This window comes from Streptomyces sp. NPDC048106 (assembly GCF_040706415.1).
Taxonomy (GTDB): Bacteria; Actinomycetota; Actinomycetes; order Streptomycetales; family Streptomycetaceae; genus Streptomyces.
The window spans coordinates 19804-44142 of record NZ_JBEZND010000024.1 but is presented as its reverse complement, the minus strand read 5'-3'; the positions used below and the strand labels follow the sequence as shown (position 1 = coordinate 44142).

The window sequence follows — 24339 nt, the reverse complement described above, 5'->3', positions numbered from 1 at the left end:
CCGCCGACGTACGCTACGCGTGATCGTCGAGGTGAGGGAGCGCGCGCATGGGTGAGCTGCTGGGTGTGGCGGTGCTGGGTGCCGGGAACATGGGGGCCGATCACGTACGGCGCCTGGACCAAGTGGTCAGCGGCGCCCGGGTCGCGGCCGTCGCCGACCCCGACGCCGAGCGGGCGAAGGCGGCCGTGGCGGGCCTGTCCGGCGTCACCGTGCACGCGGACCCCGAGGCGGCGCTCGACGCGCCGGGCGTCGCCGCCGTGCTGATCGCCTCCCCGGGGCCCGCGCACGAGGCCGCGCTGCTGGCCGCGTTCGCCCGGAACCTGCCGGTGCTGTGCGAGAAGCCGTTGGTGCCGGACTCCGCCGGGGCGCTGCGGGTGGTGGAGGCCGAGGCACGGCTCGGCCGGCGGCTGGCGCAGGTCGGGTTCATGCGCCGGTACGACGCCGAGTACCAGCGGCTGAAGGCGCTGCTGGACGGGGGGAGCCTCGGCCGTCCGCTGATGCTGCACTGCGTCCACCGCAATGTCTCCTCGCCGCCCGGCTACACCAGCGCCGAGCTGATCAACAGCTCGGTCTCGCACGAGATCGACGCGGCCCGCTGGCTGCTGGGCGAGGAGCTGACGGCGGTGACCGTCCGGCGCCCGGTGTCCTCCCAGGGGGCGCCGAAGGGGCTGATCGACCCGCAGTTCGTGCTGTTCGAGACCGAGCGGGGCGCCCTGGTGGACGTCGAGGCGTTCGTCAACTGCGGCTTCGGCTACCAGGTGCGCTGCGAGGCGGTGTGCGAGGCGGGCAGCGCGCGGATCGGCGAGGAGCACGCCATGGTGGTCACCCGCGCGGGCGGCGCGCGCCGGGCGGTGGCCCAGGACTATCTCGTGCGTTTCGCCGACGCCTACGACCGCGAGGTGCAGTCCTGGGTGGACGCCACCCGGGCGGGCCGGGTGACCGGGCCGAGCGCCTGGGACGGCTACGCCGCCTCGGTCGTCGCCGAGGCGGGGGTCCGGGCCCTGGAGTCCGGCGACCGGACGGCCGTCGCACTCGCCCCGCGCCCGGACCTGTACGCCGCGGTCAGCCGCTGACGCTGGCGGCGCCCGTCTCCAGGTGCCCGGTGAACCGGCGCGACCAGGTCGCGTCGGAGTCGACGGTCACCGTGAAGTCGTACCAGCCGTCGGTGTAGGCGACCGCGTTGAAGAAGTCCTCCGCCGAGGTGCCGGCGGCGACGGTGTAGGTCCAGGGGCCGTCGCCGCGGTAGTGGTTGGAGGTGATGGTGAACCTCACCGGCGCCGAGCCGGAGTTGGTCATCCGGAAGTAGAGGGCGAGCTTGCCGGTGCCCGGTTCGACGGCGTAACGGGTGCTCACCTCCGCGGACTTGCCCGTCTTGGTGGCGTCGCCCTGGAAGCGGCGCAGGAAGCGGTTGGGGCCGACCATCGACAGGTCGTACTTGCCGTCGCCGTAGCCCGAGCCGATGTTGAAGTAGTCGGTGGCGGTGCCGCCCGCGTCCACCGTGTACTGCCAGGGCGTGGTGTCCCGGTAGGCGTTGGGGTGGATCGAGAAGTGGGCCGCGCGGGAGGCGGGGGCGCCCTGGTTGGTCATGACGAACCAGGCGAGGATCTTGCCGCCCGAGCCGAACTCCAGGTGGTCCAGGTATCCGCCCGGCTGGTACGGCAGCGCGCGGGCCGGTCGGGTGCCGGGCTCCTGGGCGGGCAGCGCGTTGTCGGTCGGCACCGGGTTGGGCAGCAGGGCGCAGTTGTCCATGCCGATGACGCTGGTCGCGGGCAGCGGGACCGGGCCGGAAACCGGGTGGGCGAAGTCGAACACGCCGGTGAGGTCGCCGCTCACCCGGCGGCGCCAGTCGCTGATGTTGGGGCACTTCGCGGGCGTGCCGAGGGCGGCCGTCCAGGTCTCCAGGAAGCGCAGCACCGAGGTGTGCTCGAAGACCTCCGAGGAGACCCAGCCGCCGCGCGTCCAGGGCGATATGACGATCATCGGCACCCGGAAGCCGAAGCCGTAGGGCACGCCGCCCAGGAACTCGCCGGCCGTGCCGGCGGGCGGGGACGGCGGGGGCACGTGGTCGAAGTAGCCGTCGTTCTCGTCGTAGTTGAGGAACATGACGGTGGAGTCGAAGACGTCCTCGTCGGCGGCGAGGGCCTGGTAGACGAGGTTGACGAAGTGGGCGCCGTCGCCGGGCGGGGCGTAGGGGTGCTCGGAGAAGGCCTGGTTGGCCACCACCCAGGAGACCTGCGGGAGGGTGCCCGCCAGCACATCGGCCCTGATGGCGGCGGCGATGTCGTCCGGGGTGGAGCCGGTCACCTCCGGCACCGAGGACATGCCCCGGTCGTACAGCGGGTCGCCGGCCTTGGCGGCGGCGAAGTTGGCGAAGTAGGCGCAGGCGTTGTCGCCGTAGTTGTCGGCGGCGTTCTGGTAGACCTTCCAGCTCACCCCGGCGGCCTGGAGCGACTCGGCGTAGGTCTCCCAGGTGAGGCCGGACTCGTCGCCGCCGTCGTTGCTGGAGGAGTCGACCTTGCCGCTCCACAGGTAGGTGCGGTTGGGTCCGGTGGCACTCAGCGTGGAGCAGAAGTAGGCGTCGCAGACGGTGTAGTTGTCGGCGAGAGCGTAGTGGAACGGGATGTCGGAGCGGTCCAGGTACCCGAGCGAGCGCACGTTGCCGACGCCGAGGACCCAGTTGTCCAGGCGGCCCTTGTTCCAGGCGGAGTGCTGCGAGGACCAGGAGTGCGGCAGGTCGCCGTTGCACTGCGCGAGGGTCTCGCCGTCCTTGCCGAAGACCGACGGGGTGGAGCTGAGCTTCCACGGGTACTGGCGGGACAGCAGGTTCGGCTGGTCGAAGACCGAGTGGCCGCCGCTGAGGGTGATGCCGCTGCGGTCGTCGAAGCCGCGCACGCCCTTCAGACGGCCGAAGTAGTGGTCGAAGCTGCGGTTCTCCTGCATCAGGATCACCACGTGCCTGACGTCCTTGATCGTGCCGGTCGCCGGGGTGGCGGCCGCCGCGGCCGGGCGCGTGGTGGCGCCCAGCGCCACTCCCGCCGCCACGGATGCGCCCAGCCCCACGAATCCCCTTCGGCTGATCGGTGTCATTCGTCCGCCCTCGGTCACGGGAGTGCCCCTGCGGCACACCGCGGGCCAGGGTGCCCGCGCCGGGCGTCGGGGTCCATACCCGTGCGGTGAGGCGAAGGTGAACAGCGCCCGAAGCCGCCCGGTGCTCCCCGGGACGCGACCGGCGTGCGCCGCACGCCTCACACCTCTCTGAACAGCGCGTTCAGCCCCCGCTCCACCACCGCCGCCATGTCCTCCTGGCCGGCCGCCACCGCCTCGTAGGTGTGCACCAGGAAGCGGCGCAGGGTCGAGGTGGGGAACTGGAGCATGGCGAGACCGAAGGGCGAGTGGAACTCCAGCACGGTCCGGGTGCGGCTGTACGGCCAGATCTGGACATCGCCATGTCCGGCCGGGGTGCGCAGCCCCTGGTCCAGCAGGGACCGGGCGAAGGTCCAGCTCACGTCCTCGCCCTCCAGCGCCGCCTCGGCCGGGAAGTCCATGAAGACGGCCAGCGGCTCGCGCGTGGTGTAACGCAGGGTGGCGGTGAGGGGGATCTCCCGGTCCTCGGCGGTGACGAGCCGGGCGAGGGCGGGCAGTTCGATGGTGGTCTCCATGCCTTTATGGAGTCCCGGGAGGCCCTTCGCATGCCGCCAAATCCGGTCAGAGTTCGATGGGTACCGGCCGGTCCCGAACGGCGACGAACATACGGCCCTCGAACAGGTGGTTGACCGCCTCCTCCGGGGGTCCCGACGCAGGACCACCGAGTCCGTCAACTCCCGTAGCAGGTCTACGACTTGATCGCGCGACCGGGTACGTCGCGCGCGGCTGCGGACCGCTCCGGGGAGACTCTGGCATATGCCAGAAGCACCACCGTATCGTGTGTTGCCAAATCCCTTACAGGGCGTCCCGGGCTGTGCAACAGTCGGTACGGTCCCCGCCCCGCCTGGCCCTGCCGTCCCCCTCGTTCGGAGTGCGAAATGCCGTCCCCTGTCTCCGCGGACCGCTCAGCCGCCCAGCCACCCGGCGACGACCCGGTGGAGGCGTTGATCACGCAGGCGCGGCGGCTCAAGGGTGACGTGGACGCGGTTCGGCGGGACGTCCGTCACGACGACACCGACCCCGGGGAACGCTGGCAGCGCGCCCTGTACGACCTGGCGCTGCACCAACTGGACGATCTTGACGCCCACTTGGCCCAGCTGCGCAACGGCCCCGCCCCACTGCCCCCGGCCGAACCGGCGGAACCCGTGGGCGTGCGCGCCGTCCGCCCGGCTCCGGCCGGCGCACCGCGGAGGGCGCCGCTCAGCCGGGTCGGCAGCGCGGAGTGGAATCTGCTGACGGACGAGGCGACGTGGTCCGGGGAGCTGTACCGGATCCTCGGCCGCGACCCGGCCCTGCCCGCCCTCACCCTGGACGAACTGCCCTCGCTGGTCGTGGAGGAGGACCGCCCGAAGCTGACCGCGATGGTCACGGACTGCCTGATCGACGGCAGGCCGATCGACGGCGAGTTCCGGGTGCGCCGCCCCGACGGCTCCGTGCGGGCCGTGCACATGACGGGCGAGCCGGTACTCGGCGCCGACGGCGCCACCGCCTCGATGTGGGCCGTGCTGCGGGACGTCAGCGCGCTGCGCCACAGCCAGCGGACGGTGCACGAGACCCGCGACTCGCTCCGGCGGCACCAGCAGCGCGAGCAGACCGAGCACCGGGTCGCCACCGAACTGCAGGAGGCCGTGCTGCCGCCCTGGCGCGGCTCCCTGCGCCCCCCGCACCAGGGCCCGCGCACACTGGACCTCGCCGCGCACCGGCTGCGCGCGGACGGCGGGGCACCGATCGGCGGGGACTGGTACGACGCCCTGGAGCTGGCCGACGGCGAGACCCTGCTCAGCGTCGGTGACCTGACCGGACACGGGGTGGCCGTCGCCTCGGGCATGGCGACCCTGCTCGGCGCGGTCCGCGGCATGGCCATGGCCGGCACCCAGCCGGGCCAACTCCTGGCTTTACTGGACCGGTTGCTCGACTCCACGGTGCACCCCGCCCTCGGCAGCGCGCTCTGCTGCCGCTACCGGCCCGCCACCCGGACCCTGGTCTGGGGGCAGGCGGGACACCCCGCCCCGCTGCTGTACCGCGACGGGACGGGGTGCGTGCTCGACGCCCCGCGGGGCGTGCTGCTCGGCGCCACCCCGGGCGCCGGCTACGGGCAGGCCGAGGTGAACCTCGTACCGGGCGACCTGCTCCTGCTGCACACCGAGGGGCTGGTGCCCGGGCGCCGGGGCACGGTGGCCGTGGACCGGCTGCTCGGCCTCGCCCCACGGTTCGACGACGTCCGGGACGCGCAGGACTGCGTGCGGGTGCTCGTGGAGGAGTTCGGCGGGGCCCGGGTGGACGACGCGTGTGTGCTCGTCGCCAGGGTCACGGCGTGATGAACCGGTCTCTGTGACCGGTGTGCGGGAGAGAACGAGGCGCGCGGGCTCCTACGCGGGTGCGCTGTTCCCGGCCTTGCTCCTGGGCTTGGGCAGGACGAGCCTGATCTCCTCCCGCAGTTCGTGGATCTTCGGGTATCCGGCGTACTCCGCGGTGAGCCGGTACATCTGGCGCAGCCGGTCCCAGGTGCGGCGGGAGGAGTTCGCGCCCATCGACATCAGGGCCAGTCGCGCGTAGCGGTCGGCCTGTTCGGGGTCGTCGGCGATGAAACAGGCCGAGGCCATGGAGAGATGGTCGAAGATCTTCGAGCGCTCCCGGCCGTCGACGCGCAACGCCAGGGCCTTCTCCGCGAAGTGCTGGGCGTGCACCGCCGCGTCCGGGTCGGACTCCGCCAGCGTGCGGTAGGCCAGGGCCTGCATGCCGTACAGGTCCTCGGCCTTGAAGGTCTGCATCCAGTCGAGGGGCTCGCCGTCGCCCCGGTCGGCGACGAACAGGTCCTCCGCCTGACCGAGGGTGCGGCGCATCGCCTGGCCCTGGCCCATCGCCGCCTGTGCCCAGGCCTCGATGGTGTGGAACATCGCCTTCGTGCGCGGCTGGAGGCGGTCGCCCCCGCCGGACTGGGCGAGCTTCATCAGGTCCAGCGCGTCGTCCGGGCGGCCCAGGTGGACCATCTGGCGGGCCGCCCGGGACAGCGCCTCCCCGGCGCGCGGCCGGTCGCCGCCCTCCCGGGCGGCGTGCGCCGCGATGACGAAGTACTTCTGCGCCGTGGGCTCCAGGCCGACGTCGTGGGACATCCAGCCCGCGAGGACGGCCAGGTTGGCGGCGACGCCCCACAGGCGCCGCTGGAGGTGGGGTGGATGACAGTAGGCGAGCATGCCGCCCACCTCGTTGAGCTGGCCCACCACCGCCTTGCGCTGGAGGCCGCCGCCCCGGGCCGCGTCCCAGGCCCGGAACACCTCGACGGAGCGCTCCAGCTCCGCGACCTCGTCCGAGCCGATGGGGGCGGCCTCGTAGCGGTCGAGACCTGTGGTGTCGGCGTGCAGGGGGTCGTCCAGGGCAGGGCCGTCGGCCCTGAGGACGGGGTCGGTCTGCAGCCAGTCGTGCATGGCGCTGCTGAGTGTGGATCCCGCGGCGAGCGCGGCACCCGCGCCCACCAAGCCGCGTCGGTTGAGCATGAGGTCCATTCCCGTGAATTCGGTGAGGACCGCGGCGGTCCGCTCGGGCTCCCACGGCACTCCGTCGGGATGTTCCTCGATCCCGTCGCCCTGCCGTTTCCCTGCCCGCCCGTGGCGCACCAGACCGAGGTCCTCGATGGTCACGACACGGCCGAGACGCTCGGTGAACAGGGCCGCCAGCACCCGCGGCACGGGATCGCGCGGGATCTCTCCCCTGTCGATCCACCGCCGGACCCGGGAGGTGTCGGTCGCCAGTTGGGGGTGGCCCATGGCCGCCGCCTGCCTGTTGACCAGCCTCGCGAGTTCGCCCTTCGACCAGCCGGCCAGGCCGAACAGATCGGAGAGGCGGGTGTTGGGTCGTCCGCTCACGTCAAGCCCCCAGGTTCTCGGCTGAGTTGACAGTAGCCCCGTGGAGGTTGCCGGGCGACTATTCGCCAGGGTTCGCCAGGGTGCGCCAGATGGTGTGCCACGGGTCATCGGGTGTCAGGTAGGAAAGCGCCACCCCGACCCGGCGTCCCGGGAACATTCCCCAGGGTGTACCCGGGGACCGGGCCGGGTTGACGCGAGGACTTCTCAGGCAGGCACCGCAGGCAACGAAGGGATCTGTATCTCCCATGTACGCGGCATCGTCCTCCGTGTCCGCCCCGCTTCGGCCGTTGCGCCCCCGCCCGGCGGGCGGCGGACCGTACCTCGACCCGGCGGTGCGTCCGGGCGGCTCCATGCTGGGCGCGCCACGGCCCCGGCGGGCCCCGGGCCAGCCCGGCGTCCCACCGCTGAGCGGGCGACTCGACCTGTCCGGCCCCCAGGGCGCCCCGCTGCGCGGCGCGATCGCCGCGGTGCAGCGGATCTGCCCGGAGTTCACGCCGGTCCAGGTCCTGCGGCGCAGCGCGCGGTCCGTGCTCTTCGTGGGCACCACCGGGCGCAGCACGGCCGTCGCCAAGTGTCTGCTGGACCACGCGCCGGCGTGGGAGGAGCGGAGCCGCCACGAAATAGCCGTATACCGTTCGTTCGTCCGGCACCGCCCCCCGGTCCGGGCGCCCCGGCTGATCGCGGCGGACCCGGACAACTGCACCCTGGTGATCGAGCGGATGCCCGGCCGGGTGGCGGCGCTCCAGCGGCATCCGATGGAGGCGCCGCCCCGCGCCGACATCCGCACGGCGCTCGGCGCGGTCTGCCGGATGAACGGCTGGCGGCCCCCGGCCGGTCTGTTCGACATGCCGCTGGACTATGTCGAACAGATCTCCCGCTACCACGATTTGGGGCTGCTGACCGACCGGGATCTCGGCGACCTCCAGAAGCTGCTGCACGGCATCGCGCAGGAGGTGGGCCGGGGCTCCATGCTCCAGTTCTGCCACGGCGACGCGCTGCTGTCGAACATCCTGCTCTCCCCGGCGGGTCCGGTGCTGGTGGACTGGGAGCACGCGGGCTGGTACCTGCCGGGCCACGACCTGGCCACCCTGTGGCTGGTGCTCGGACAGGCCCCGGGGGCCCGGCGCCAGATCAGCCAGATCGCCCAGTCGGCGGGCCCGGCCTCCCGGGACGCCTTCCTGGTGAACCTGATGCTGCTGCTGACCCGCGAGATCAGGCGGTACGAGACGGCCGTGCAGCGCTCGATGCAGGACCCGGCCCCGGCGGCACCGGGTACGGCCCACCCGGGCGCCGTGCCGTCCGGCGAGGAGCAGCGGCTGCTGCTCAGGCGGCTGCACGACGACTGCCAGATGGCCCGCAAGGCGGTGCGCGCGGCGGTCGGCACGCGCTGATCACGTCGCGAGCGGTTTATGCGGACGCTCGGCTGGGATTTCCCAGCCGAGCGTTTCCCTTTTTTCCGGCTCGCTCATAAGGCCGCAGGGACATACATTCACCAAGTAAGTCAAGACTTACCTTCAGAGAACTTTGACCGTATGGTATGGCTCCCGTCGAAGGAGCCCTCTGTTGCCGGAAATGAATAATGTCGCTGCGCGTGCGGTTGAATCGGAGCAGGATTATGTGTCCTCGTTGTACGAGTTGCTTACCGAGCGGATTTCCGAGGCGCGAGTACACCGGGCGAGTGTGCTGAAGGCCCCGGCGGAAGGCGCCGGTGAGGCATACGAGAGAGAAATCGCCGCCGAGCGGCTGGCCAAGGAAATCGGCCGGCTGGAGGGCGCCGAAAAGGGGCTGGTATTCGGTCGCGTCGACTGGACGGATGGCACCGCCCTGCGCATCGGGCGGATCGGACTGCATACGGAGGAGGACGACCTGCCTCTGCTCGTGGACTGGCGCGCGAACGCGGCGCGGCCCTTCTACGAGGCGACACCGGTCCACCCGATGGGCCTGCGGCGGCGCCGGCACCTGCGCCTTCAGGAGCGCACGGTCGTCTCGGTCAGCGACGAACTGCTGGACGGGAGTGCCCCGACCGACGAGGACGTCGTCGGGGACGGCCCGCTGACCGAGGCGCTGTCGGCACGGCGCACGGGCAGGATGCACTCGGCCGTCGCGACGTTGCAGGCCGAGCAGGACGAGGTCGTCCGTTCCGCCCACCGCGGGGTGACCGTGGTGCAGGGCGGGCCCGGCACCGGCAAGACGGTGGTCGCCCTGCACAGGGCGGCCTACGTCCTCTACGCGTTCCCCCGCGCCGCGGAGGAGGGTGTCCTGGTGGTGGGACCGAACGCCCGGTTCCTCGACTACATCTCCCAGGTCCTTCCCTCGCTCGGGGAGAACGACGTCGTGCTGGCGACCTGCGGGGAACTGGCCGGAGTGTCCACGGACACGGTGGACCCGTTCGACACGGCGCGGCTCAAGGGCGGCTCCGACCTCGCCGACGCCTTGGCCGGCCTGCTGCGCGTCCACCAAGCCCCCGCCGGTGACTTCACCGTGCGGGTCGGACGGGAACCGGCTCACCTGTCCGGCGAGGAAGTGGCCACGGCACGCGACGCCGCCGTGGCGGCCGCCGCGGGGCACAATCCCGCGCGCCAGGTGTTCAAGGAGCTGTTGGTGGACGCCGTCACCGACGCGATGCAGCGGGACATGGGCGACCTCCTGGAGCAGATCGACGCCGACGCCGAAAGGATGACGGGCCTGGACCTCGACCGGTTCACGGGAACCGCCCAGCACCGTACCGAAGGCGCGGCCGACCCGGGTCCGGTCCACGAACTGGACCTGGACGCCATCCGAGCCGATCTCCTCGACGATGCCGGCGTCGACCGGGCGGTCGAGGTGTTGTGGCCGCGGCTGGTACCCGGTGACCTCGTGCAGGCGCTCCTGACGAACGCCGACGCGCTCGCCGAGCACCTGCCCGGCCTGACCGCGCGTGAGCGGTCCCTTCTGCTGCGCGGCGCCGACGCCCCGTGGACCGATGCCGATGTGCCGTTGCTGGACGAGGCGGCGAGCCTGGTCGACGGCCCGCCCGAGCGGACGTACGGGCACGTCGTCGTCGACGAGGCGCAGGAACTGACCGCCATGCAGTGGCGGATGATCGTCCGCCGCTGCCCGGCGAGGGCGATGACGCTGGTGGGCGACTTCGCCCAGGCAGGCCCGGTCGCGACGGCACGGGACTGGAAGGAAGCACTGAGCCCCCATGTCGGACCGCGGTTCAGACTGCATGAGCTGACCGTCAGTTACCGCACCACGCAGGAGATCCTGGAGAGCGTCCGGGACCTGCTCGCGCGGATCGCTCCGGACCAGCGGCCCACCCGGTCACTGCGCAGCGGCGAGAGTCCTCGCACCGTGACCGCGCCTCCGGAGGGGTTGGTCACCGCCGTCGCTGAGGAACTCCGCGCCCAGAGCACCGCGCACCCGGGCGAGCTTCTGGGGGTGATCTGCGCGGACACCAGGGTCAGCGAGCTGACGGCCCAGGGGATCGCCGACCACGCACGCGTCGTGCCGGCTTCCGAGGCGCGCGGCCTGGAATTCGACGGGGTCGTCGTCATGAACCCCGAGGAAATCATCACCGCCCGCCCCGGTGGGGAAAGGGACTTGTACGTAGCCCTGACCCGGGCCACCAAGCGCCTCCGCACCATCACCGTCCCGTCCGCCTGACGACCCGGCGGCTTTCCGTCCCACCTCGGCGCAACTCCACTCCCTCGACGGAACCCATTGGTCTATTCCACTGACGCCCCGCAGGCCCGCCCACCGCCGTGGCGAAACTCGCCGAAACCCGCCGTGACGTGGGAAATCTTCTTGGCGACTGCATCATTGACGGATCGTCGGCAAGCCGATACCACTGACCCAGCTCGGCGCCGCACGCCCCGCCACGCCCGCCCGTCACAGGAGGCCGCATTGCGAGGTTCCGCCCCCGATTCCCCGTCCACTCCCGGCCACAGACACCTGAAGAGGGCCGCCGTACCGCTCGCCGCGGCGGCCCTGCTGCTGCCGCTGTTCGGCGCGGCCCCCGCCCAGAGCGCGCCGGGCGCCGCCCCGGACCGGCTCCAGTCGGCGTTCGCCGCCGCGTCCGCCGAGTACCACGTGCCGCAGAGTGTGCTGCTGGCCGTCTCCTACCTCCAGTCCCGCTGGGACTACCACGGCGGCGCGCCCAGCGTCTCCGGCGGCTACGGCCCGATGCACCTCACCGACGCCCGTACCGCGATCGCCACCACCGAGCACTTCGCCGACGGCACCGAGGACGCCCGCGGCGACGGTTCCCGCCCCGCCCTGCGCCCCACGGCCCAGGCACCGGCCGACTCCGCGCTGCCGGCCCGGCTGAAGACCCTCCCCCGGGCCGCGGAGCTGACCGGCATCCCGGCCGCGGAGCTGCGCACCGACCCGGCGGCGAACGTGTCCGGCGGCGCCGCCCTGCTGGCCGCCGCGCAGCGGCAGCTCGGCGAGCCGCTGAGTGCCGACCCCGCCGACTGGTACGGCGCGGTGGCCCGCTTCTCCGGCGCCGACGACACGGCGACCGCGAGGTCGTACGCCGACGACGTGTACGACGTGCTGCGCACCGGTGAGCGGCGTACCACGGACGCCGGTCAGCGGGTCGCCCTCACCGCCGAGCCGGGTCTCGCCCCGGACACCGCGCAGTTGGCGGGGACCGGTCTGCGCACGGTCGACGCCGACGGCGCGGAGTGCCCGAAGTCGGTGTCCTGCGAGTGGTTCCCGGCGGCCTACGCGCAGTTCGGCAACAACGACTACGGCAACCACGACCTCGGCGACCGGCCGGCGTCGCAGCCGATCAAGTACATCGTCATCCATGACACCGAGGGCGCCTGGGACGGGGTGCTGAACCTGATCCAGGACCCGACCTACGTGTCGTGGAACTACACCATCCGCTCCACCGACGGGCTCATCGCCCAGCACGTCAAGGCGAAGGACGTGGCCTGGCACGCGGGCAACTGGGACGTCAACGCCCGCTCGATCGGCATCGAGCACGAGGGCTTCCTCACCGACCCGGACGCCTGGTTCACCGAGTCGATGTACCGGTCCTCGGCGCGTCTGGTGAAGTACCTGTCCAAGAAGTACGGCATCCCGCTGGACCGGCAGCACATCCTGGGTCATGACAACGTGCCCGGCCCGACCGCGTCCACCATCCCGGGCATGCACACCGACCCGGGTCCGTACTGGGACTGGGCGCACTACTTCCAGCTGCTCGGCCACCCGTTCAGGAAGACGGCGGGCAAGCGGGGCGGCCTGGTGACGATCCGGCCCGACTACGCCGCCAACCAGCCGACGTACACGGGCTGCACCACGGCGGGCGAGCCCTGCGCGGCGCACGCCTCCAGCGAGGTGCGGCTGTACACGGACCACGATGCGGGCGCGCCGCTGATCAAGGACGTCGGGCTCGGCACGACGCCGACGACCGGCGTCAACGACGTGTCCTCGCGGGTGTCCACCGGCCAGCAGTACGCGGTCGCGGATCGCTGGGGCGACTGGACGGCCATCTGGTACCTCGGCCAGAAGGCCTGGTTCCAGAACCCGGCGAAGCAGCCGACGGCGGTCTCCGCCAAGGGGCTGGTGATCACCCCGAAGGACGGTCTGGCGAGCATTCCGGTGTACGGCCGCGCCTACCCGGAGAAGTCCGCCTACCCGGCGGGGGTGCCCGCGCAGTCGGTGGTGCCGCTGCCGTACACCATCCCGGCGGGGCAGAAGTACGTGGTCGGTGACGAGATGCCGGGCGAGTACTACTACGCGGTCACCTTCACCCCGGAAGCGCACCAGGTCGTGCGGGGCCAGGACCTGTACTACGAGATCCAGTACGGCCACCGCGTCGAGTTCGTCCGCGCGGCGGACGTGACCGTGGAGAACTCGGCCGGCTAGGCCGTCTCAGCCCTGCTGGAAAAGCTCCGCCGGGAGCGGCTTCAGCAGGGCGTACAGGTCGTCGGTGATGGGCCGGTCCCAGGCGGCGATGGTCACGAGGACGCCGTCGCTGCGGTCGAACTGCACGCAGGAGATCCGGCTCTCGGACAGCTTCAGGCGGCGCACGATGAGGAGGTTGTCGCCCTGGAGGACAGGGGTGTCCTCGGTGCCGACGACGGTGACCTCCTCGTCGTTCTCCAGCGCCAGCAGAAGCTGGCCCACCTCGAAGGGGATCTCCTCCTCGGCCACCTCGCGGGCCGGGGAGCCCTGCGGCAGATTGCCGATGATCATCGCGGGGCCGCGGCCGCCGAAGAGGTCGTAGCGCAGGAAGACACCCTGGCAGGTGCCGTCGGGCGCGGGCAGCAGACCCGCGCCGAGATTGCCCGGCCAGTCGCCCGGGTCCATGGCCAGCACGTCGAAGTCGGGCCCGGCGGGAGTGGCACTGCGGCGGCGGAGGAACGACATGCGGCCATGGTACGTGCCCCGGCAGGGGTGAGTGACCTGCGGGCACCCGGTGGCGGGACCCCGGGAGCGGCGCCCGTCAGCCGCCTGGCGGCGGGACGCCGGAGCCCTGCGGGTGCCCGGTGGTGCGCCGCCGGGACAAGTCCCCGAACCGACCGGTAGGGAAGGCCGGGAGCTGCCGGTGGCGCCTCCGGTGGGTACGGCCGGCCGGGTCACCGCTCCGCGGGGGTCGGGGGCAGCACCGCGACCGGGCTGGCGGCGTGCAGCAGGACGGCCTGGGTCACGGAGCCGATCATGCGGGCCGGGGCCAGGAGGCGGCGGCGGTGGCGGCCGACGACGACCAGTTCGGCGTCCCGGGAGGCGGCCACGAGGCTGCCCGCCGCGTCGCCCGGCAGGGCCTCCGCGTCGGCGCGGACGCTCGGGTGGCGCTCGCGGTGCGGGGCGAGGAAGCCCTCGGCGAGGGCCCGGGTCTCGTTCGCGATGGCCTCCTGGTCGGGCATGGGCGGCACCAGCTGGCCCGGCGCCGACCAGGTCTGCAGGGGCCACGGGTAGGCGGCGACCGCCTGGACCCGGGCGCCGCGCAGGGACGCCTCGGTGAAGGCGAAGGAGAGGGTGGCCTCGTCGGGACTGTCGACGTTCAGGCCGAGGACCACCCGCGGTCCGGGCTCGGCCGGGCCCTCGCCGTGCACCTCGCGGCCGGGCGGGGGTACGACGACCACCGGGCACTCGGCGTCCCGCGCGGCGGCGAGGCTGTTGGAGCCGAGCAGCAGGCTGGCGAAGCCGCCCCGGCCCCGGGAGCCCAGCACCATCAGCTGGGCGTCGACGCCGAGTTCGGGCAGCACCGCACCGGGCGCGCCCTCCAGCGCGATGTACTCCACGGCCTCGGGCGCGTATGCGGCGAGCCGGGTGCGCACCTCGTCGAGGACGGGGTCGCCCTCCGCCTCGGGCGGCCCGGCCACCAGTACGTCGGTCTGCCTCCAGGCGGCGTACTGGCGGACATGGACCACCCGCAGCGGTGCCGCGCGGCGGCGGGCGGCGTCCGCGGCCCACTCCATCGCGCGCAGGCTGTCCTCGGAACCGTCCACCGCGGCGATGACCGGCGCAGCGCTCATGCTTCCTCACCTCCGGAACCCGACCTTCTGCCTTGCTGGGGCCAGCCTTGCCCAGGCAGCCACCCGGACAGGGCGCTGTAGGTCGCGTGTCCGGAAAACGGGGCGCAACACCCCCGGTTCAGGTCAGGCGAAGCGGGCTCGGGCCGCCCTCAGGTGAGGTCGAACTCCCCTTCCCGCGCGCCGCAGACGAAGGCGCCCCACTCCGCGGGGGTGAAGATCAGGGAGGGGCTCTCCGGGCGGTCGCTGTTACGCATCGCGATGAAGCCCTCGACGAAGGCGATCTGGACATCGCCCTTGCCTCGGCTGCTGGACTGCCACTCGGCCTTGCTGAGGTCCAGGTCCGGCTTGTCCCAGCCCATGAGCGGCTTCTGCTGGGTGGTGCTCTCGGCCACGTCCGTGCTCCTCCCGGTGTCGTCGTGCGCGGGCCAGCCTAGCGACCGCTCCCGGCGCCCAACAGCCCACGTGGGGAGGACGTTCGGCGCTCCCCCGGCTCACCGCTCCCGGCCCGCCGGCAGCCGCCTGCGGGGTCGCCGGTCACCGGCCGAGGAAGGCGGTGATCCGTTTCCGGAACTCCTCCGGGTCGTCCAGCCACGGGTAGTGGCCGGCGCCCGGCTGAACGGTGAGCTCGGCGTCCGGGAAGGACTCGGCGATCCTCCGGGCGAGGTCCGGGCGGGGACCGCCGTCGAATTCCCCCGCGTACACGAGCACCGGCGCCGCGAGCGCGGCGAGGGCGGCGCGGGTCGCGTCCGGCGTGAAGACCCCCTTGGCGAAGTACCGCTCACCGGCCTCGCCGTTGCTCTGCTCCGGCTCCGCGTCCGCGTGTGCCCGCGCGGTGGCGTCCCAGCGGCCGTGGAAGAAGGGCAGGAACACGTCGTCGAAGTCCGTCTCGTCCGCGAGCCAGGCGCGGAAGGCGGGGTACGCCTCGGGGAACCAGGGCTCGTGTGTCCGCAGCGCGGCCGCCGCCAGGCGGTCCGCGGGGGTGGTGCGCAGGCCGAGGGCGGCCGGATTCGGGGTGATCAGCAGCAGGCGCCGTATCCGGTGGGGGTGACGGGCGGCGTACAACATGGCCAGGGCCGCGCCCGCGGAGTGGGCGAGCAGGTCGAGGTGGTCGAGCCAGGCTGCCACGTCCTCGACCATGCGGTCGCAGCGGTACGTCGCCGGGTCGGTCGGGGTGGCCGAGTCGCCGGTGCCCCGCAGGTCCAGCAGGGCCAGGCGGCGGTGCGCGCCGAGCCCGCCGAGGTCCCCCAGGTAGGCGGAGGCGCGCATGGGACCGCCGGGCAGGACGGCGAGGAGTTCGCCCTCGCCCCGCAGGTGGCAGGCGAGCCGGGTGCCGTCGGTCGTGGTGAAGGTCGGCATGGACATGATGGTCGAGGCCGGGCGCGGCCGGTCGCAAGGCATTTCCCGCCTGCGGCGCGACAAATCTCCGCAGCCCCCTTGTCTGAAACCCCTCTGGCCTGAATTACTGACCCCGAACAGTTCGACCGAATGATCGGTCGTCCGGAATGTCTGGGTAAGGAGACGTGCCGATGGCGGATGCGAGGGATCTGCTGGATGCGGGCGAACGGCTCGGCCCAGAGGAGCTGCGGGCGCTCCAGCTGGAGCGGCTGCGCGCCTCGCTGCGGCACGCCTATGAGCACGTGCCGTTCTACCGGGAATCCTTCGACAAGGCGGGGATACGCCCGGAGGACTGCCGTTCGCTGGAGGATCTCGCCCGCTTCCCCTTCACCACCAAGGCGGACCTGCGGGAGAACTACCCGTTCGGGATGTTCGCGGTGCCGCGGGAGCGGATCCGCCGGCTGCACGCCTCCAGCGGCACCACCGGCCGCCCGACCGTGGTCGGCTACACGGACGGTGACCTGTCCATGTGGGCCGACATGGTCGCGCGGTCCATCCGGGCGGCGGGCGGGCGCCCCGGCGACATCGTCCACGTGGCGTACGGGTACGGGCTGTTCACCGGCGGGCTCGGCGCCCACTACGGCGCGGAGCGGCTCGGCTGTACGGTCGTCCCGGCGTCCGGTGGCATGACGGCGCGGCAGGTGCAGCTGATCCAGGACCTGCGACCGGCCGTGATCATGGTGACGCCCTCCTACATGCTGACACTGCTGGACGAGTTCGAGCGGCAGGGCGTGGACCCCCGTACGACCTCGCTGCGGGTGGGGGTCTTCGGGGCCGAGCCCTGGACCGAGCAGATGCGGCGGGAGATCGAGGAGCGGTTCGCGATCGACGCCGTCGACATCTACGGCCTGTCCGAGGTGGTCGGCCCGGGTGTGGCGCAGGAGTGCGTGGAGACCAAGGACGGGCTGACCGTCTGGGAGGACCACTTCTACCCGGAGGTGATCGATCCCGTCACCGGCGAGGTGCTGCCGGAGGGCGAGCGGGGCGAGCTGGTGTTCACCTCGCTGACCAAGGAGGCCATGCCGATCGTCCGGTACCGGACCCGGGACCTGACCCGGCTGCTGCCCGGCACGGCCCGGGTCTTCCGGCGGATGGAGAAGATCTCCGGGCGCAGCGACGACCTGGTGATCCTGCGCGGGGTGAACCTGTTCCCCACGCAGATCGAGGAGATCGTGCTGCGCACACCGGGCGTGGCCCCGCACTTCCAGCTGCGGCTGACCCGTGAGGGTCGTATGGACTCGCTCACCGTGCGGGCCGAGGCACGCCCGGGCGCCACGCCGGAGGCGCGGGAGGCCGCGTCCCGGTCCATCGTGACCGCCGTGAAGAACGGCATCGGGGTCTCGGTGGACGTGGAGATCGTGGAGCCGGAGTCGCTGGAGCGCTCGGTCGGCAAGATCCGCCGGATCGTGGACCTGCGGCCGCGCGACTGAGCACAGGGTGAGACGCGGGTCACAGCCGGCCGTGTCACAGGGTGCAGGGCTGTCTCGTCTCGGGGATGCAGGCACGATCGACTCCCCGGAGGACATGATGGACGCACGCCTCGACTACGCCGCCAACCCCGTCGTCGGCAAGGCCCTGAAGTACATCGCCTCGGCGGGCAGGGAGCTCAAGGAGTCCGCCCTGCCCGCCGCCACCCAGGAGCTGGTGGCGCTGCGGGTGAGCCAGATCAACGGGTGCGGTTCCTGCATCGACATGCACACCAAGGACGCGGCCCTGGCCGGTGAGTCCGCGGTCCGGCTGAACCTGGTCGCGGCCTGGCGGGAGGCCGCGGTGTTCACCGAGGCCGAGCGGGCCGCGCTGGCGCTGGCGGAGGAGGGCACCCGGATCGCGGACGCGGCCACGGGGGTCGCTGACGAGACCTGGGCGAGGGCCGCCGAGCACTACGACGAGGACCAGCTCGCCGCCCTGGTCCTCCTGGTCTCCTTCATGAACCTGGCGAACCGGATGAACGTCATCGCCCGGCGGCCGGCGGGCGACTACGTGCCCGGGTCGTTCCACTAGGGTCCGCGGAAACACCGGGGACGGGGTCGGGCGTGGGCACGGGGGAAGGGATCGGCATGGGCAAGCACGAGGAGTTCGAGGAGCTGCGGCCGCTGCTGTTCTCCATCGCCTACCGGATCCTGGGCAGTGTGGGCGAGGCCGAGGACGCGGTGCAGGAGACCTGGCTGCGCTTCGCGGCCTCCGCCACCCGGCCCACGTCGGTCAAGGCGTTCCTGTCGGCCACGGTGACCCGGCTCTCCATCGACGTGCTGCGCTCGGCGCGGGTGCGGCGCGAGGAGTACGTCGGACCGTGGTTCCCGGAGCCGCTGCTCAGCGACCCGTACGAGGACCCGGCGCGGTCGGCCGAGCTGGCCGACTCGGTGTCGATGGCGGCGCTGTTGCTGCTGGAACGGCTCAGCCCGCTGGAGCGCGCGGTGTTCGTGCTGCGCGAGGTGTTCGCCTTCGGCTTCGACGAGATCGCCGCGGCCGTGGAGCGCTCGGAGCCGGCCTGCCGCCAGTTGCTGGTGCGGGCGCGGCGGCACATGGCGGCGGGGCGGCCCCGGTTCGCGGCGGACCGGCGGGAACGGCAGGAGCTGGCGACGCGGTTCTTCGGCGCGCTGCGGGACGGCGACGTCGGCGGGCTGCGCCGGCTCCTCGCCGCCGACGTCCAGTTGGTCGGGGACGGCGGCGGCAAGGCACCCCAGCTTTCCCGGGCCGTGGTGGGTGCGGACAACGTGGCGCGGCTGCTGGGCTCGGTCTTCCCGTCGCTGCTGCGGGCCGAGGTGTCCTACGAGCCGCGGGAGATCAACGGCCAGCCCGGCGCGGTGTTCCACGACCGGGCGGGCCGGGTGTTCCAGACCCTGGTCATCGACGTCCTGGACGGGCGGATCCAGGCCGTACGCGCGGTGACCAACCCCGACAAGCTCGGCCATCTCGGGCCGGTCGCGGACGCCTGGGCAGTGAACGAGGAGGTCAAGCGGGCCCGCCGGCAGGCGGGTTGACTCAACTGTTCCCGAAGCTGTCCCGCAGTTCGCGCTTGAGGATCTTCCCGCTGGCGTTGCGCGGCAGCACGTCCACGAACAGCACCCGCTTGGGCGCCTTGAAGGACGGCAGTATCTCCCGCACGTGCGCGACGAGTTGCTCCTCCGTCACCTCTTCCCGCCGCACGACGACCGCGGTGACGGCCTCGATCCACCGCTCGTCGGGCAGGCCGATCACGGCGGCCTCCGCCACCGCCTCGTGGGTGTAGAGGGCGTCCTCGACCTGCCGTGAAGCGACCAGCACGCCACCGGAGTTGATGACGTCCTTCACCCGGTCCACGATGGTGAAGCAGCCGTCCGCGTCCCGCACCGCGAGGTCGCCGGAGTGGAACCAGCCGTCCCGGAAGGCCGCCGCGGTCTCCTCGGGCTTGTCCCAGTAGCCCTCGCACAACTGCGGTGAGCGGTAGACGATCTCGCCGGTCGTGCCGTCGGGCACCTCCCGGCCCTCCTCGTCCACCACCCGGGCCTCCACGAACAGCACGGGCCGCCCGCAGGAGTCCAGCCGGCCCTCGTGCTCGGCCGGGCCGAGGACCGTGGCGAGGGGGCCGATCTCGCTCTGCCCGAAGCAGTTGTAGAGGGCGAGGTCCGGCAGGCGCTCGCGCAGCCGCTCCAGGACGGGCACGGGCATGATGGAGGCGCCGTAGTACGCCTTGCGAAGCCCGTCGAGGTCCCGGGTGGCGAAGTCGGGCCGGTTGGCCAGGGCGATCCACACGGTGGGCGGCGCGAACACGCTGTCCACCCGGCCCGCCTCGATCAGGTCGAACAGGAGGTCCCCGTCCGGCGCGTCCAGGATGACGCTGGTGGCGCCGACCGCGAGGTAGGGCAGCAGGAAGACGTGCAGCTGCGCCGAGTGGTACAGCGGCAGCGCGTGCGCGGGGCGGTCGCCGGGGCGCAGGTCAAGGGCCGTGATCGCGCTCAGGTACTCGTGCACCAGCGCCCGGTGGGTCATCATCGCGCCCTTGGGCAGCGCGGTCGTACCGGAGGTGTACAGCAGCTGCGCCAGGTCCTCGGCGCGCGGCCCGGGGCCGTCGTAGGGCGGGGTGTCCGCGAGCCGGGCCAGGAAGGAGTCCCCGGTGTCCCGCAGCGGCAGGGACCGTACCCCGTCCGGGAGCCGGCCGGCGAGGTCCGGGTCGGCGAGCACCAGGGCGCTGCCGGACTGCCCGACGACGTAGGCCAGGTCGTCGCCGGTGAGGTGGTTGTTGACCGGGACGTGGACCAGGCCCGCGCGGGCGCAGCCGAGGAAGGCGATCAGATAGGCGTCCGAGTTGTGGCCGTAGGCGCCGACCCGGTCGCCGGGGGCGAGGCCCTCGGCGAGCAGCAGCGCGGCCGCGCGGGAGACGGCGTCGTCCAGTTCCTCGTACGTCCAGCCGCGCTCGCCGTACTCCACCGCGACCCGCGCGGGGGTGCGGCGGGCGCTGCGCCGCAGCATCGCGTCGACCGTGCTGTCCTGTCCCTTGCTCATGAGCGCCGATCCTGAGGCCGAAGGACGCGCAGGTCAAGGGCTATGGCAGGTCGGGATTCCGGTTCCGGTGGCCGTGTTCCAGTACCGCCATCGCCGCGTTGTGCCCGGGTACCCCGCTCACCCCTCCCCCGCGCACCGCGCCCGCGCCGCACAGCAGGACCCGCGGGTGCGGGGTCTCCACGCCCCAACGGCCCGTGTCCGCTTGCGCGTAGGGCCAGGACAGGGCGCGGTGGAAGATGTTGCCGCCGGGCAGCCGCAGGTCCCGTTCGAGGTCGAGCGGGGTCTTCGCCTCGATGCAGGGGCGGCCGTCGGCGTCGGTGGCCAGACAGTCGGCGAGGGGCTCGGCGAGGTGGACGTCGAGCTGGGCGAGGGTGGCGTCCAGCAGTTCCTCGCGGGCGCCGTCGTTGTCCCGGTCGAAGAGCCGGGCCGGGGTGTGCAGGCCGAAGAGGGTGAGGGTCTGGTAGCCGCGCCCGGCGAGTCCGGGGCCGAGGATGGTGGGGTCGGTCAGGGAGTGGCAGTAGATCTCGGAGGGCGGCGCGGCGGGGAGCCGGCCGGCCGCGGCCTGGGCGTGCGCGGTGGCCAGCTCGCGGTATCCCTCGGCGATGTGGAAGGTGCCGGCGAAGGCCTCGCGGGGGTCGACGTCCGGGTCCCGGAGCTTCGGCAGCCGGGTGAGCAGCATGTTCACCTTGAGCTGGGCGCCCTCGGCGGGCTCCGGGGGCGTCGCCCCGGTGAGGGCGGCCAGTTCGTGCGGCGAGGCGTTGACCAGGACGTGCCGGGCGGCGGCGACGCCCTCGCCGTCGGCGGTGCGGTAGGTGACCTCGGCGCCCTCGGTGTCGCCGGCGATCCGGACCGCCTCGTGCCCGGTGACGATCTCCGCGCCCGCCGTACGGGCGGCCGTCGCGAGGGCGTCGGTGAGGGCGCCCATGCCGCCCACGGGGACGTCCCAGGCGCCGGTGCCGCCGCCGATGACGTGGTAGAGGAAGCAGCGGTTCTGGGCGAGGGAGGGGTCGTGGGCGTCGGCGAAGGTGCCGATGAGGGCGTCGGTGAGGACCACGCCCCGGACCAGGTCGTCCTGGAAGTGCTCCTCGACGGCGGTCCCGATCGGCTCCTCGAACAGGGCCCGCCAGGCGGTCTCGTCGTCGATGCGGCGGCGCAGCTCGTCCCGGGTGGGCAGGGGCTCGGTGAGGGTCGGGAAGACGCGCTCGGCGACGCGGCCGGTCATGCCGTAGAAGCGCTGCCAGGCGGCGTACTCGCGCTCGCCGCCGGTCAGCCGGGCGAAGGCGTCCCGGGTGCGTTGCTCGCCGCCGCCGACGAGGAGTCCGGTGGGGCGGCCCGCGCGTTCCACGGGGGTGTACGAGGAGATGGTGCGCGAGCGCAGCCGGAAGTCCAGCCCGAGGTCGGCCACGATCTTCGGCGGCAGCAGGCTGACCAGGTAGGAGTAGCGCGACAGCCGGGCCTCCACCCCGGCGAACGGGCGGCTGGAGACGGCGGCCCCGCCGGTGTGGCCGAGCCGCTCCAGCACCAGCACGGAGCGCCCGGCCCGTGCCAGGTAGGCGGCGGCGACCAGACCGTTGTGGCCTGCGCCGACGATGACGGCGTCGTACGCGCGGGTTCCCGGTTTCGCGGACATGGTCCTTCGTAACACGGGGCGATCCGGCGGGGCCAGAGGGGACCCGACGCGCCGTGGACAGGGCCCTGAGCCCTGGACCGGCCCTAAGGGACCTTGTGCGGGGCCGGGCGGGCGGCCGGGCCCAGGCGGTCCATCGCGCGCAGGATGTGCTTCGGCGGGAGTTGCCAGCGCAGCCGGGCCGGGATCCGGCGCAGCACGGCGCCCGTCGTGCGCAGGCGGCGGGTGACGACGGCGGGGGCGGGGGCCGGCCTGCCGTACAGCTCGTGGGCGTAGGGCGGCAGCGCGGCGTACGCGAGCCCCGCCACCCGCCGCCACAGCAGCTCGCGCGCCGGGACCAGCAGGGGGTGCGCCGGCGGGCGCCGGAGGAAGTCGTCCACCTCCCGGGCCTCGGGGCCCGCGGCCAGACGGGGGCGCGTCTCCTCGAAGTACGCGGCCAGGTCGGCCCGGCTCGCCGGCACCCGCTCCGGGTCGAGCCCCACCAGGCGCGCGCTGACCCGGTGTTCGGCGACGTAGCGGTCGGCCTGGGCGTCGGTGAGCGGGAAGCCGGAGCGGCGCAGCACGTGCAGGTAGGAGTCGATCTCCGCGCAGTGCACCCACAGCAGCAGTCCGGGCTCGTCGACGCCGTACCGCTCGCCGCTCGCGGGGTCGGTCGCGCCGAGCATCCGGTGGATGCCGCGGACCCGGGCCCCGGCGCGTTCGGCGGCCTCCGCCGTACCGTACGTCGTGGTGCCCACGAAGTCCGCGGTGCGCCGCAGCCGGCCCCAGGCGTCGCGGCGGAAGTCGGAATTCTGGAGCACGCCGCGCACCGCGCGCGGGAGCAGTGCCTGCAGATAGAGCGCACGGATGCCGGCGACCCACATCATGGGGTCGCCGTGCATCTGCCAGGTCACGGAGCGCGGGGTGAAGAGGCCGGGGTCGCCCATGCGGCCAGTATGACCGCCCCTCCGCTTGCAAGAAACAGCAGCAAGTTTCATCAAGTTCTTGCAGACGCGCTCGGTCACCTGTTTAACTCAGGCCCTGTTGATCGCAGTTGACGGCGAGCCGGTGGTGCAACCGGCCGATTCGAGGAGTGTCGTGACGGCGCAGACATCCGCCGCCGAATCCGGGGTCCGAGGCGATGACAGCGGGTTCACCCTCCGCGCCCCGGACGGAACCTCGTACCGCGTCGACCTCACCCGTGAGGTGCTCTCCCCCGCCAACCCGCTGCTGGCCGAGCGCTGCGAGGGGCGCCGGGTGGTGGCCTTCACCGGTCCGGCCGTCGACCGGCTGTACGGGCGCCAGCTCCGCGCCTACTTGGACGCGCGGCTCGCCCCGGGCACCTGGAGCGTGCACGTGCTGGGCGGCGGCGAGGACCGCAAGCGCATGGAATCCGTCGAGGAGATCTGCGCGCTGGCCAAGGCGGCGGGCCTGGACCGCGGCGGGGTGATGCTCGCCGTCGGCGGGGGCGTCACCTGCGACCTGGTCGGGTTCGCGGCGGCGATCTACTGCCGGGGCGTGCGCTACATCAAGGTCAACACCACCCTGGTCGGCCAGGTCGACGTGGGCGTGGGCGTCAAGACCGGGATCAACGCGCTGGGCACCAAGAACATGCTCGGCGCCTACCACCCGCCGCACGCCTCCCTCAACGACCCCGGCTTCCTGCGCACGCTGGCGCCCCGGGACATCCGCTGCGGACTGGGCGAGATAGCCAAGATGGCCGTCATCAAGGACGCCCGGCTCTTCCGGACCCTGGAGGAGTGCCCCCAGGTCTTCCAGCGGCCGTACGCCACCCCGGCGGCGCTCGCGCAGGACGGACTCGGCCGGCACGGCGTCGAGGACTACGTGCTGCGCACCTCGATGCGGCTCATGATGGAGGAGCTGTGTCCCAACCTCCGTGAGCACGACCTGGCCCGCCTCGTCGACTTCGGGCACACCTTCGGGCCCGTGATGGAGACGGCCAGCGAGTACCGGATCGCACACGGCGAGTCGGTCGCCGTCGACATGGCGCTCTCCAGTGAACTCGCCCGGGTGCTGGGGCTGCTGGACGCCGGGGACTGCGCGCGGATCGTCGCCCTGATCGACGCGCTCGGGCTGCCCGTGTTCGATCCGGAGACCTGCACGCCCGAGCTGATGGAGCGGGCGCTGACGGCGTCCTGGGAGCGCCGGGGCCGCCGGCTGCATCTCGTGGTGCCCGACGGGATCGGCTCGGCGGTCTTCGTGGACGATCTGGACGACATTCCCGACGGCGCCCTCAAGGAGGCGCTGGACGCCCTGGCCACCCGCGCCTCGAACGCCTCCCCCACCACGCCGCTCACGGCCGCGTACTGACGCGTCCCGCCCCGAACCCCCGTCCCCGCAAGCGACTTGGAGCAGCACC

Annotated in this window: 19 protein-coding genes; 9 read left to right on the top strand and 10 right to left on the bottom strand. The window is 72.8% G+C overall.

Annotation, left to right across the window (positions count from 1 at the left end; genetic code table 11):
* Positions 1-47: 47 nt before the first annotated feature.
* Complete coding sequence (locus tag AB0927_RS23725) at positions 48-1073, top strand: Gfo/Idh/MocA family oxidoreductase (protein ID WP_366669696.1); 1026 nt, start codon at positions 48-50, stop codon at positions 1071-1073.
* Here the strand turns inward: AB0927_RS23725 and AB0927_RS23720 are convergent.
* Complete coding sequence (locus tag AB0927_RS23720) at positions 1063-3087, bottom strand: phosphocholine-specific phospholipase C (protein ID WP_366669695.1); 2025 nt, start codon at positions 3085-3087, stop codon at positions 1063-1065. The two genes, AB0927_RS23725 and AB0927_RS23720, sit on opposite strands and share 11 nt — an antisense overlap.
* Before the next feature lie 158 nt (positions 3088-3245).
* The gene (locus AB0927_RS23715) at positions 3246-3659 is read right to left on the bottom strand and encodes an SsgA family sporulation/cell division regulator (RefSeq protein WP_366669694.1); all 414 of its coding nucleotides are present in this window, start codon (positions 3657-3659) and stop codon (positions 3246-3248) included.
* A 363-nt stretch (positions 3660-4022) separates the two neighbouring features.
* On the opposite strand from AB0927_RS23715, the gene AB0927_RS23710 reads away from it, so the two are divergent.
* A complete protein-coding gene (locus AB0927_RS23710; RefSeq protein ID WP_366669692.1) occupies positions 4023-5462 on the top strand; it encodes a SpoIIE family protein phosphatase in 1440 nt (479 codons plus the stop codon).
* A 51-nt stretch (positions 5463-5513) separates the two neighbouring features.
* Here the strand turns inward: AB0927_RS23710 and AB0927_RS23705 are convergent, their stop codons facing one another.
* A complete protein-coding gene (locus tag AB0927_RS23705) occupies positions 5514-7007 on the bottom strand; it encodes a hypothetical protein (RefSeq protein ID WP_366669691.1) in 1494 nt (497 codons plus the stop codon).
* 245 nt (positions 7008-7252) lie between these two features.
* Here AB0927_RS23705 and AB0927_RS23700 point away from each other — a divergent pair, with 245 nt between their 5' ends.
* The 3 genes from AB0927_RS23700 to AB0927_RS23690 all read left to right on the top strand — a co-directional run bounded on the left by AB0927_RS23700 (position 7253) and on the right by AB0927_RS23690 (position 12863).
* Positions 7253-8398 carry an aminoglycoside phosphotransferase family protein gene (locus tag AB0927_RS23700; protein WP_366669690.1) on the top strand — a complete coding sequence of 382 codons (1146 nt, stop codon included), beginning with the start codon at positions 7253-7255 and terminating at the stop codon, positions 8396-8398.
* 289 nt (positions 8399-8687) lie between these two features.
* Complete coding sequence (locus tag AB0927_RS23695; RefSeq protein WP_366669689.1) at positions 8688-10652, top strand: ATP-dependent DNA helicase; 1965 nt, start codon at positions 8688-8690, stop codon at positions 10650-10652.
* Between the two features lie 240 nt (positions 10653-10892).
* Complete coding sequence (locus AB0927_RS23690; protein WP_366669688.1) at positions 10893-12863, top strand: N-acetylmuramoyl-L-alanine amidase; 1971 nt, start codon at positions 10893-10895, stop codon at positions 12861-12863.
* 6 nt (positions 12864-12869) lie between these two features.
* Here the strand turns inward: AB0927_RS23690 and AB0927_RS23685 are convergent, their stop codons facing one another.
* The 4 genes from AB0927_RS23685 to AB0927_RS23670 all read right to left on the bottom strand — a co-directional run bounded on the left by AB0927_RS23685 (position 12870) and on the right by AB0927_RS23670 (position 15832).
* Positions 12870-13367 (bottom strand): hypothetical protein, encoded by a 498-nt coding sequence (locus AB0927_RS23685; protein WP_111583711.1) that lies wholly within the window; start codon positions 13365-13367, stop codon positions 12870-12872.
* 209 nt (positions 13368-13576) lie between these two features.
* Entirely contained in the window at positions 13577-14476 is a 900-nt protein-coding gene (locus AB0927_RS23680) for a universal stress protein (protein WP_366669687.1), read from the bottom strand.
* A gap of 149 nt (positions 14477-14625) precedes the next feature.
* Entirely contained in the window at positions 14626-14868 is a 243-nt protein-coding gene (locus AB0927_RS23675; protein WP_366669686.1) for a DUF397 domain-containing protein, read from the bottom strand.
* Between the two features lie 142 nt (positions 14869-15010).
* Positions 15011-15832 (bottom strand): alpha/beta hydrolase, encoded by an 822-nt coding sequence (locus AB0927_RS23670; protein WP_366669685.1) that lies wholly within the window; start codon positions 15830-15832, stop codon positions 15011-15013.
* 170 nt (positions 15833-16002) lie between these two features.
* On the opposite strand from AB0927_RS23670, the gene paaK reads away from it, so the two are divergent.
* From paaK to AB0927_RS23655, 3 genes are all read left to right on the top strand, one after another.
* On the top strand, positions 16003-17301 hold the full coding sequence (paaK, locus tag AB0927_RS23665; RefSeq protein ID WP_366669684.1) for a phenylacetate--CoA ligase PaaK: 1299 nt from the start codon (positions 16003-16005) through the stop codon (positions 17299-17301).
* Between the two features lie 97 nt (positions 17302-17398).
* Complete coding sequence (locus tag AB0927_RS23660) at positions 17399-17872, top strand: carboxymuconolactone decarboxylase family protein (protein WP_366669770.1); 474 nt, start codon at positions 17399-17401, stop codon at positions 17870-17872.
* Positions 17873-17928: 56 nt separating this feature from the next.
* Complete coding sequence (locus AB0927_RS23655) at positions 17929-18852, top strand: RNA polymerase sigma-70 factor (protein WP_366669683.1); 924 nt, start codon at positions 17929-17931, stop codon at positions 18850-18852.
* 1 nt (position 18853) lies between these two features.
* Here the strand turns inward: AB0927_RS23655 and AB0927_RS23650 are convergent, their stop codons facing one another.
* From AB0927_RS23650 to AB0927_RS23640, 3 genes are all read right to left on the bottom strand, one after another.
* Complete coding sequence (locus AB0927_RS23650) at positions 18854-20353, bottom strand: fatty acyl-CoA synthetase (protein WP_366669682.1); 1500 nt, start codon at positions 20351-20353, stop codon at positions 18854-18856.
* A gap of 40 nt (positions 20354-20393) precedes the next feature.
* Entirely contained in the window at positions 20394-21983 is a 1590-nt protein-coding gene (locus tag AB0927_RS23645; RefSeq protein WP_366669681.1) for an NAD(P)/FAD-dependent oxidoreductase, read from the bottom strand.
* An 83-nt stretch (positions 21984-22066) separates the two neighbouring features.
* Complete coding sequence (locus AB0927_RS23640) at positions 22067-22906, bottom strand: oxygenase MpaB family protein (RefSeq protein ID WP_366669680.1); 840 nt, start codon at positions 22904-22906, stop codon at positions 22067-22069.
* A 151-nt stretch (positions 22907-23057) separates the two neighbouring features.
* Between AB0927_RS23640 and AB0927_RS23635 the strand changes: the two genes are divergently transcribed.
* Positions 23058-24290: a sedoheptulose 7-phosphate cyclase gene (locus AB0927_RS23635; protein WP_366669679.1), complete on the top strand. Its 1233-nt coding sequence runs from the start codon at positions 23058-23060 to the stop codon at positions 24288-24290.
* The last annotated feature ends 49 nt before the right edge of the window (positions 24291-24339 follow it).

Bases quoted from the DNA above. Each gene is read 5' to 3' on its own strand.
- AB0927_RS23725 (WP_366669696.1), top strand. From the start codon at position 48: ATGGGTGAGCTGCTGGGTGTGGCGGTGCTGGGTGCCGGGAACATGGGG.
- AB0927_RS23720 (WP_366669695.1), bottom strand. From the start codon at position 3,087: ATGACACCGATCAGCCGAAGGGGATTCGTGGGGCTGGGCGCATCCGTG.
- AB0927_RS23715 (WP_366669694.1), bottom strand. From the start codon at position 3,659: ATGGAGACCACCATCGAACTGCCCGCCCTCGCCCGGCTCGTCACCGCC.
- AB0927_RS23710 (WP_366669692.1), top strand. From the start codon at position 4,023: ATGCCGTCCCCTGTCTCCGCGGACCGCTCAGCCGCCCAGCCACCCGGC.
- AB0927_RS23700 (WP_366669690.1), top strand. From the start codon at position 7,253: ATGTACGCGGCATCGTCCTCCGTGTCCGCCCCGCTTCGGCCGTTGCGC.
- AB0927_RS23685 (WP_111583711.1), bottom strand. From the start codon at position 13,367: ATGTCGTTCCTCCGCCGCCGCAGTGCCACTCCCGCCGGGCCCGACTTC.
- AB0927_RS23680 (WP_366669687.1), bottom strand. From the start codon at position 14,476: ATGAGCGCTGCGCCGGTCATCGCCGCGGTGGACGGTTCCGAGGACAGC.
- AB0927_RS23670 (WP_366669685.1), bottom strand. From the start codon at position 15,832: ATGCCGACCTTCACCACGACCGACGGCACCCGGCTCGCCTGCCACCTG.
- paaK (WP_366669684.1), top strand. From the start codon at position 16,003: ATGGCGGATGCGAGGGATCTGCTGGATGCGGGCGAACGGCTCGGCCCA.
- AB0927_RS23660 (WP_366669770.1), top strand. From the start codon at position 17,399: ATGGACGCACGCCTCGACTACGCCGCCAACCCCGTCGTCGGCAAGGCC.
- AB0927_RS23655 (WP_366669683.1), top strand. From the start codon at position 17,929: ATGGGCAAGCACGAGGAGTTCGAGGAGCTGCGGCCGCTGCTGTTCTCC.
- AB0927_RS23650 (WP_366669682.1), bottom strand. From the start codon at position 20,353: ATGAGCAAGGGACAGGACAGCACGGTCGACGCGATGCTGCGGCGCAGC.
- AB0927_RS23645 (WP_366669681.1), bottom strand. From the start codon at position 21,983: ATGTCCGCGAAACCGGGAACCCGCGCGTACGACGCCGTCATCGTCGGC.
- AB0927_RS23640 (WP_366669680.1), bottom strand. From the start codon at position 22,906: ATGGGCGACCCCGGCCTCTTCACCCCGCGCTCCGTGACCTGGCAGATG.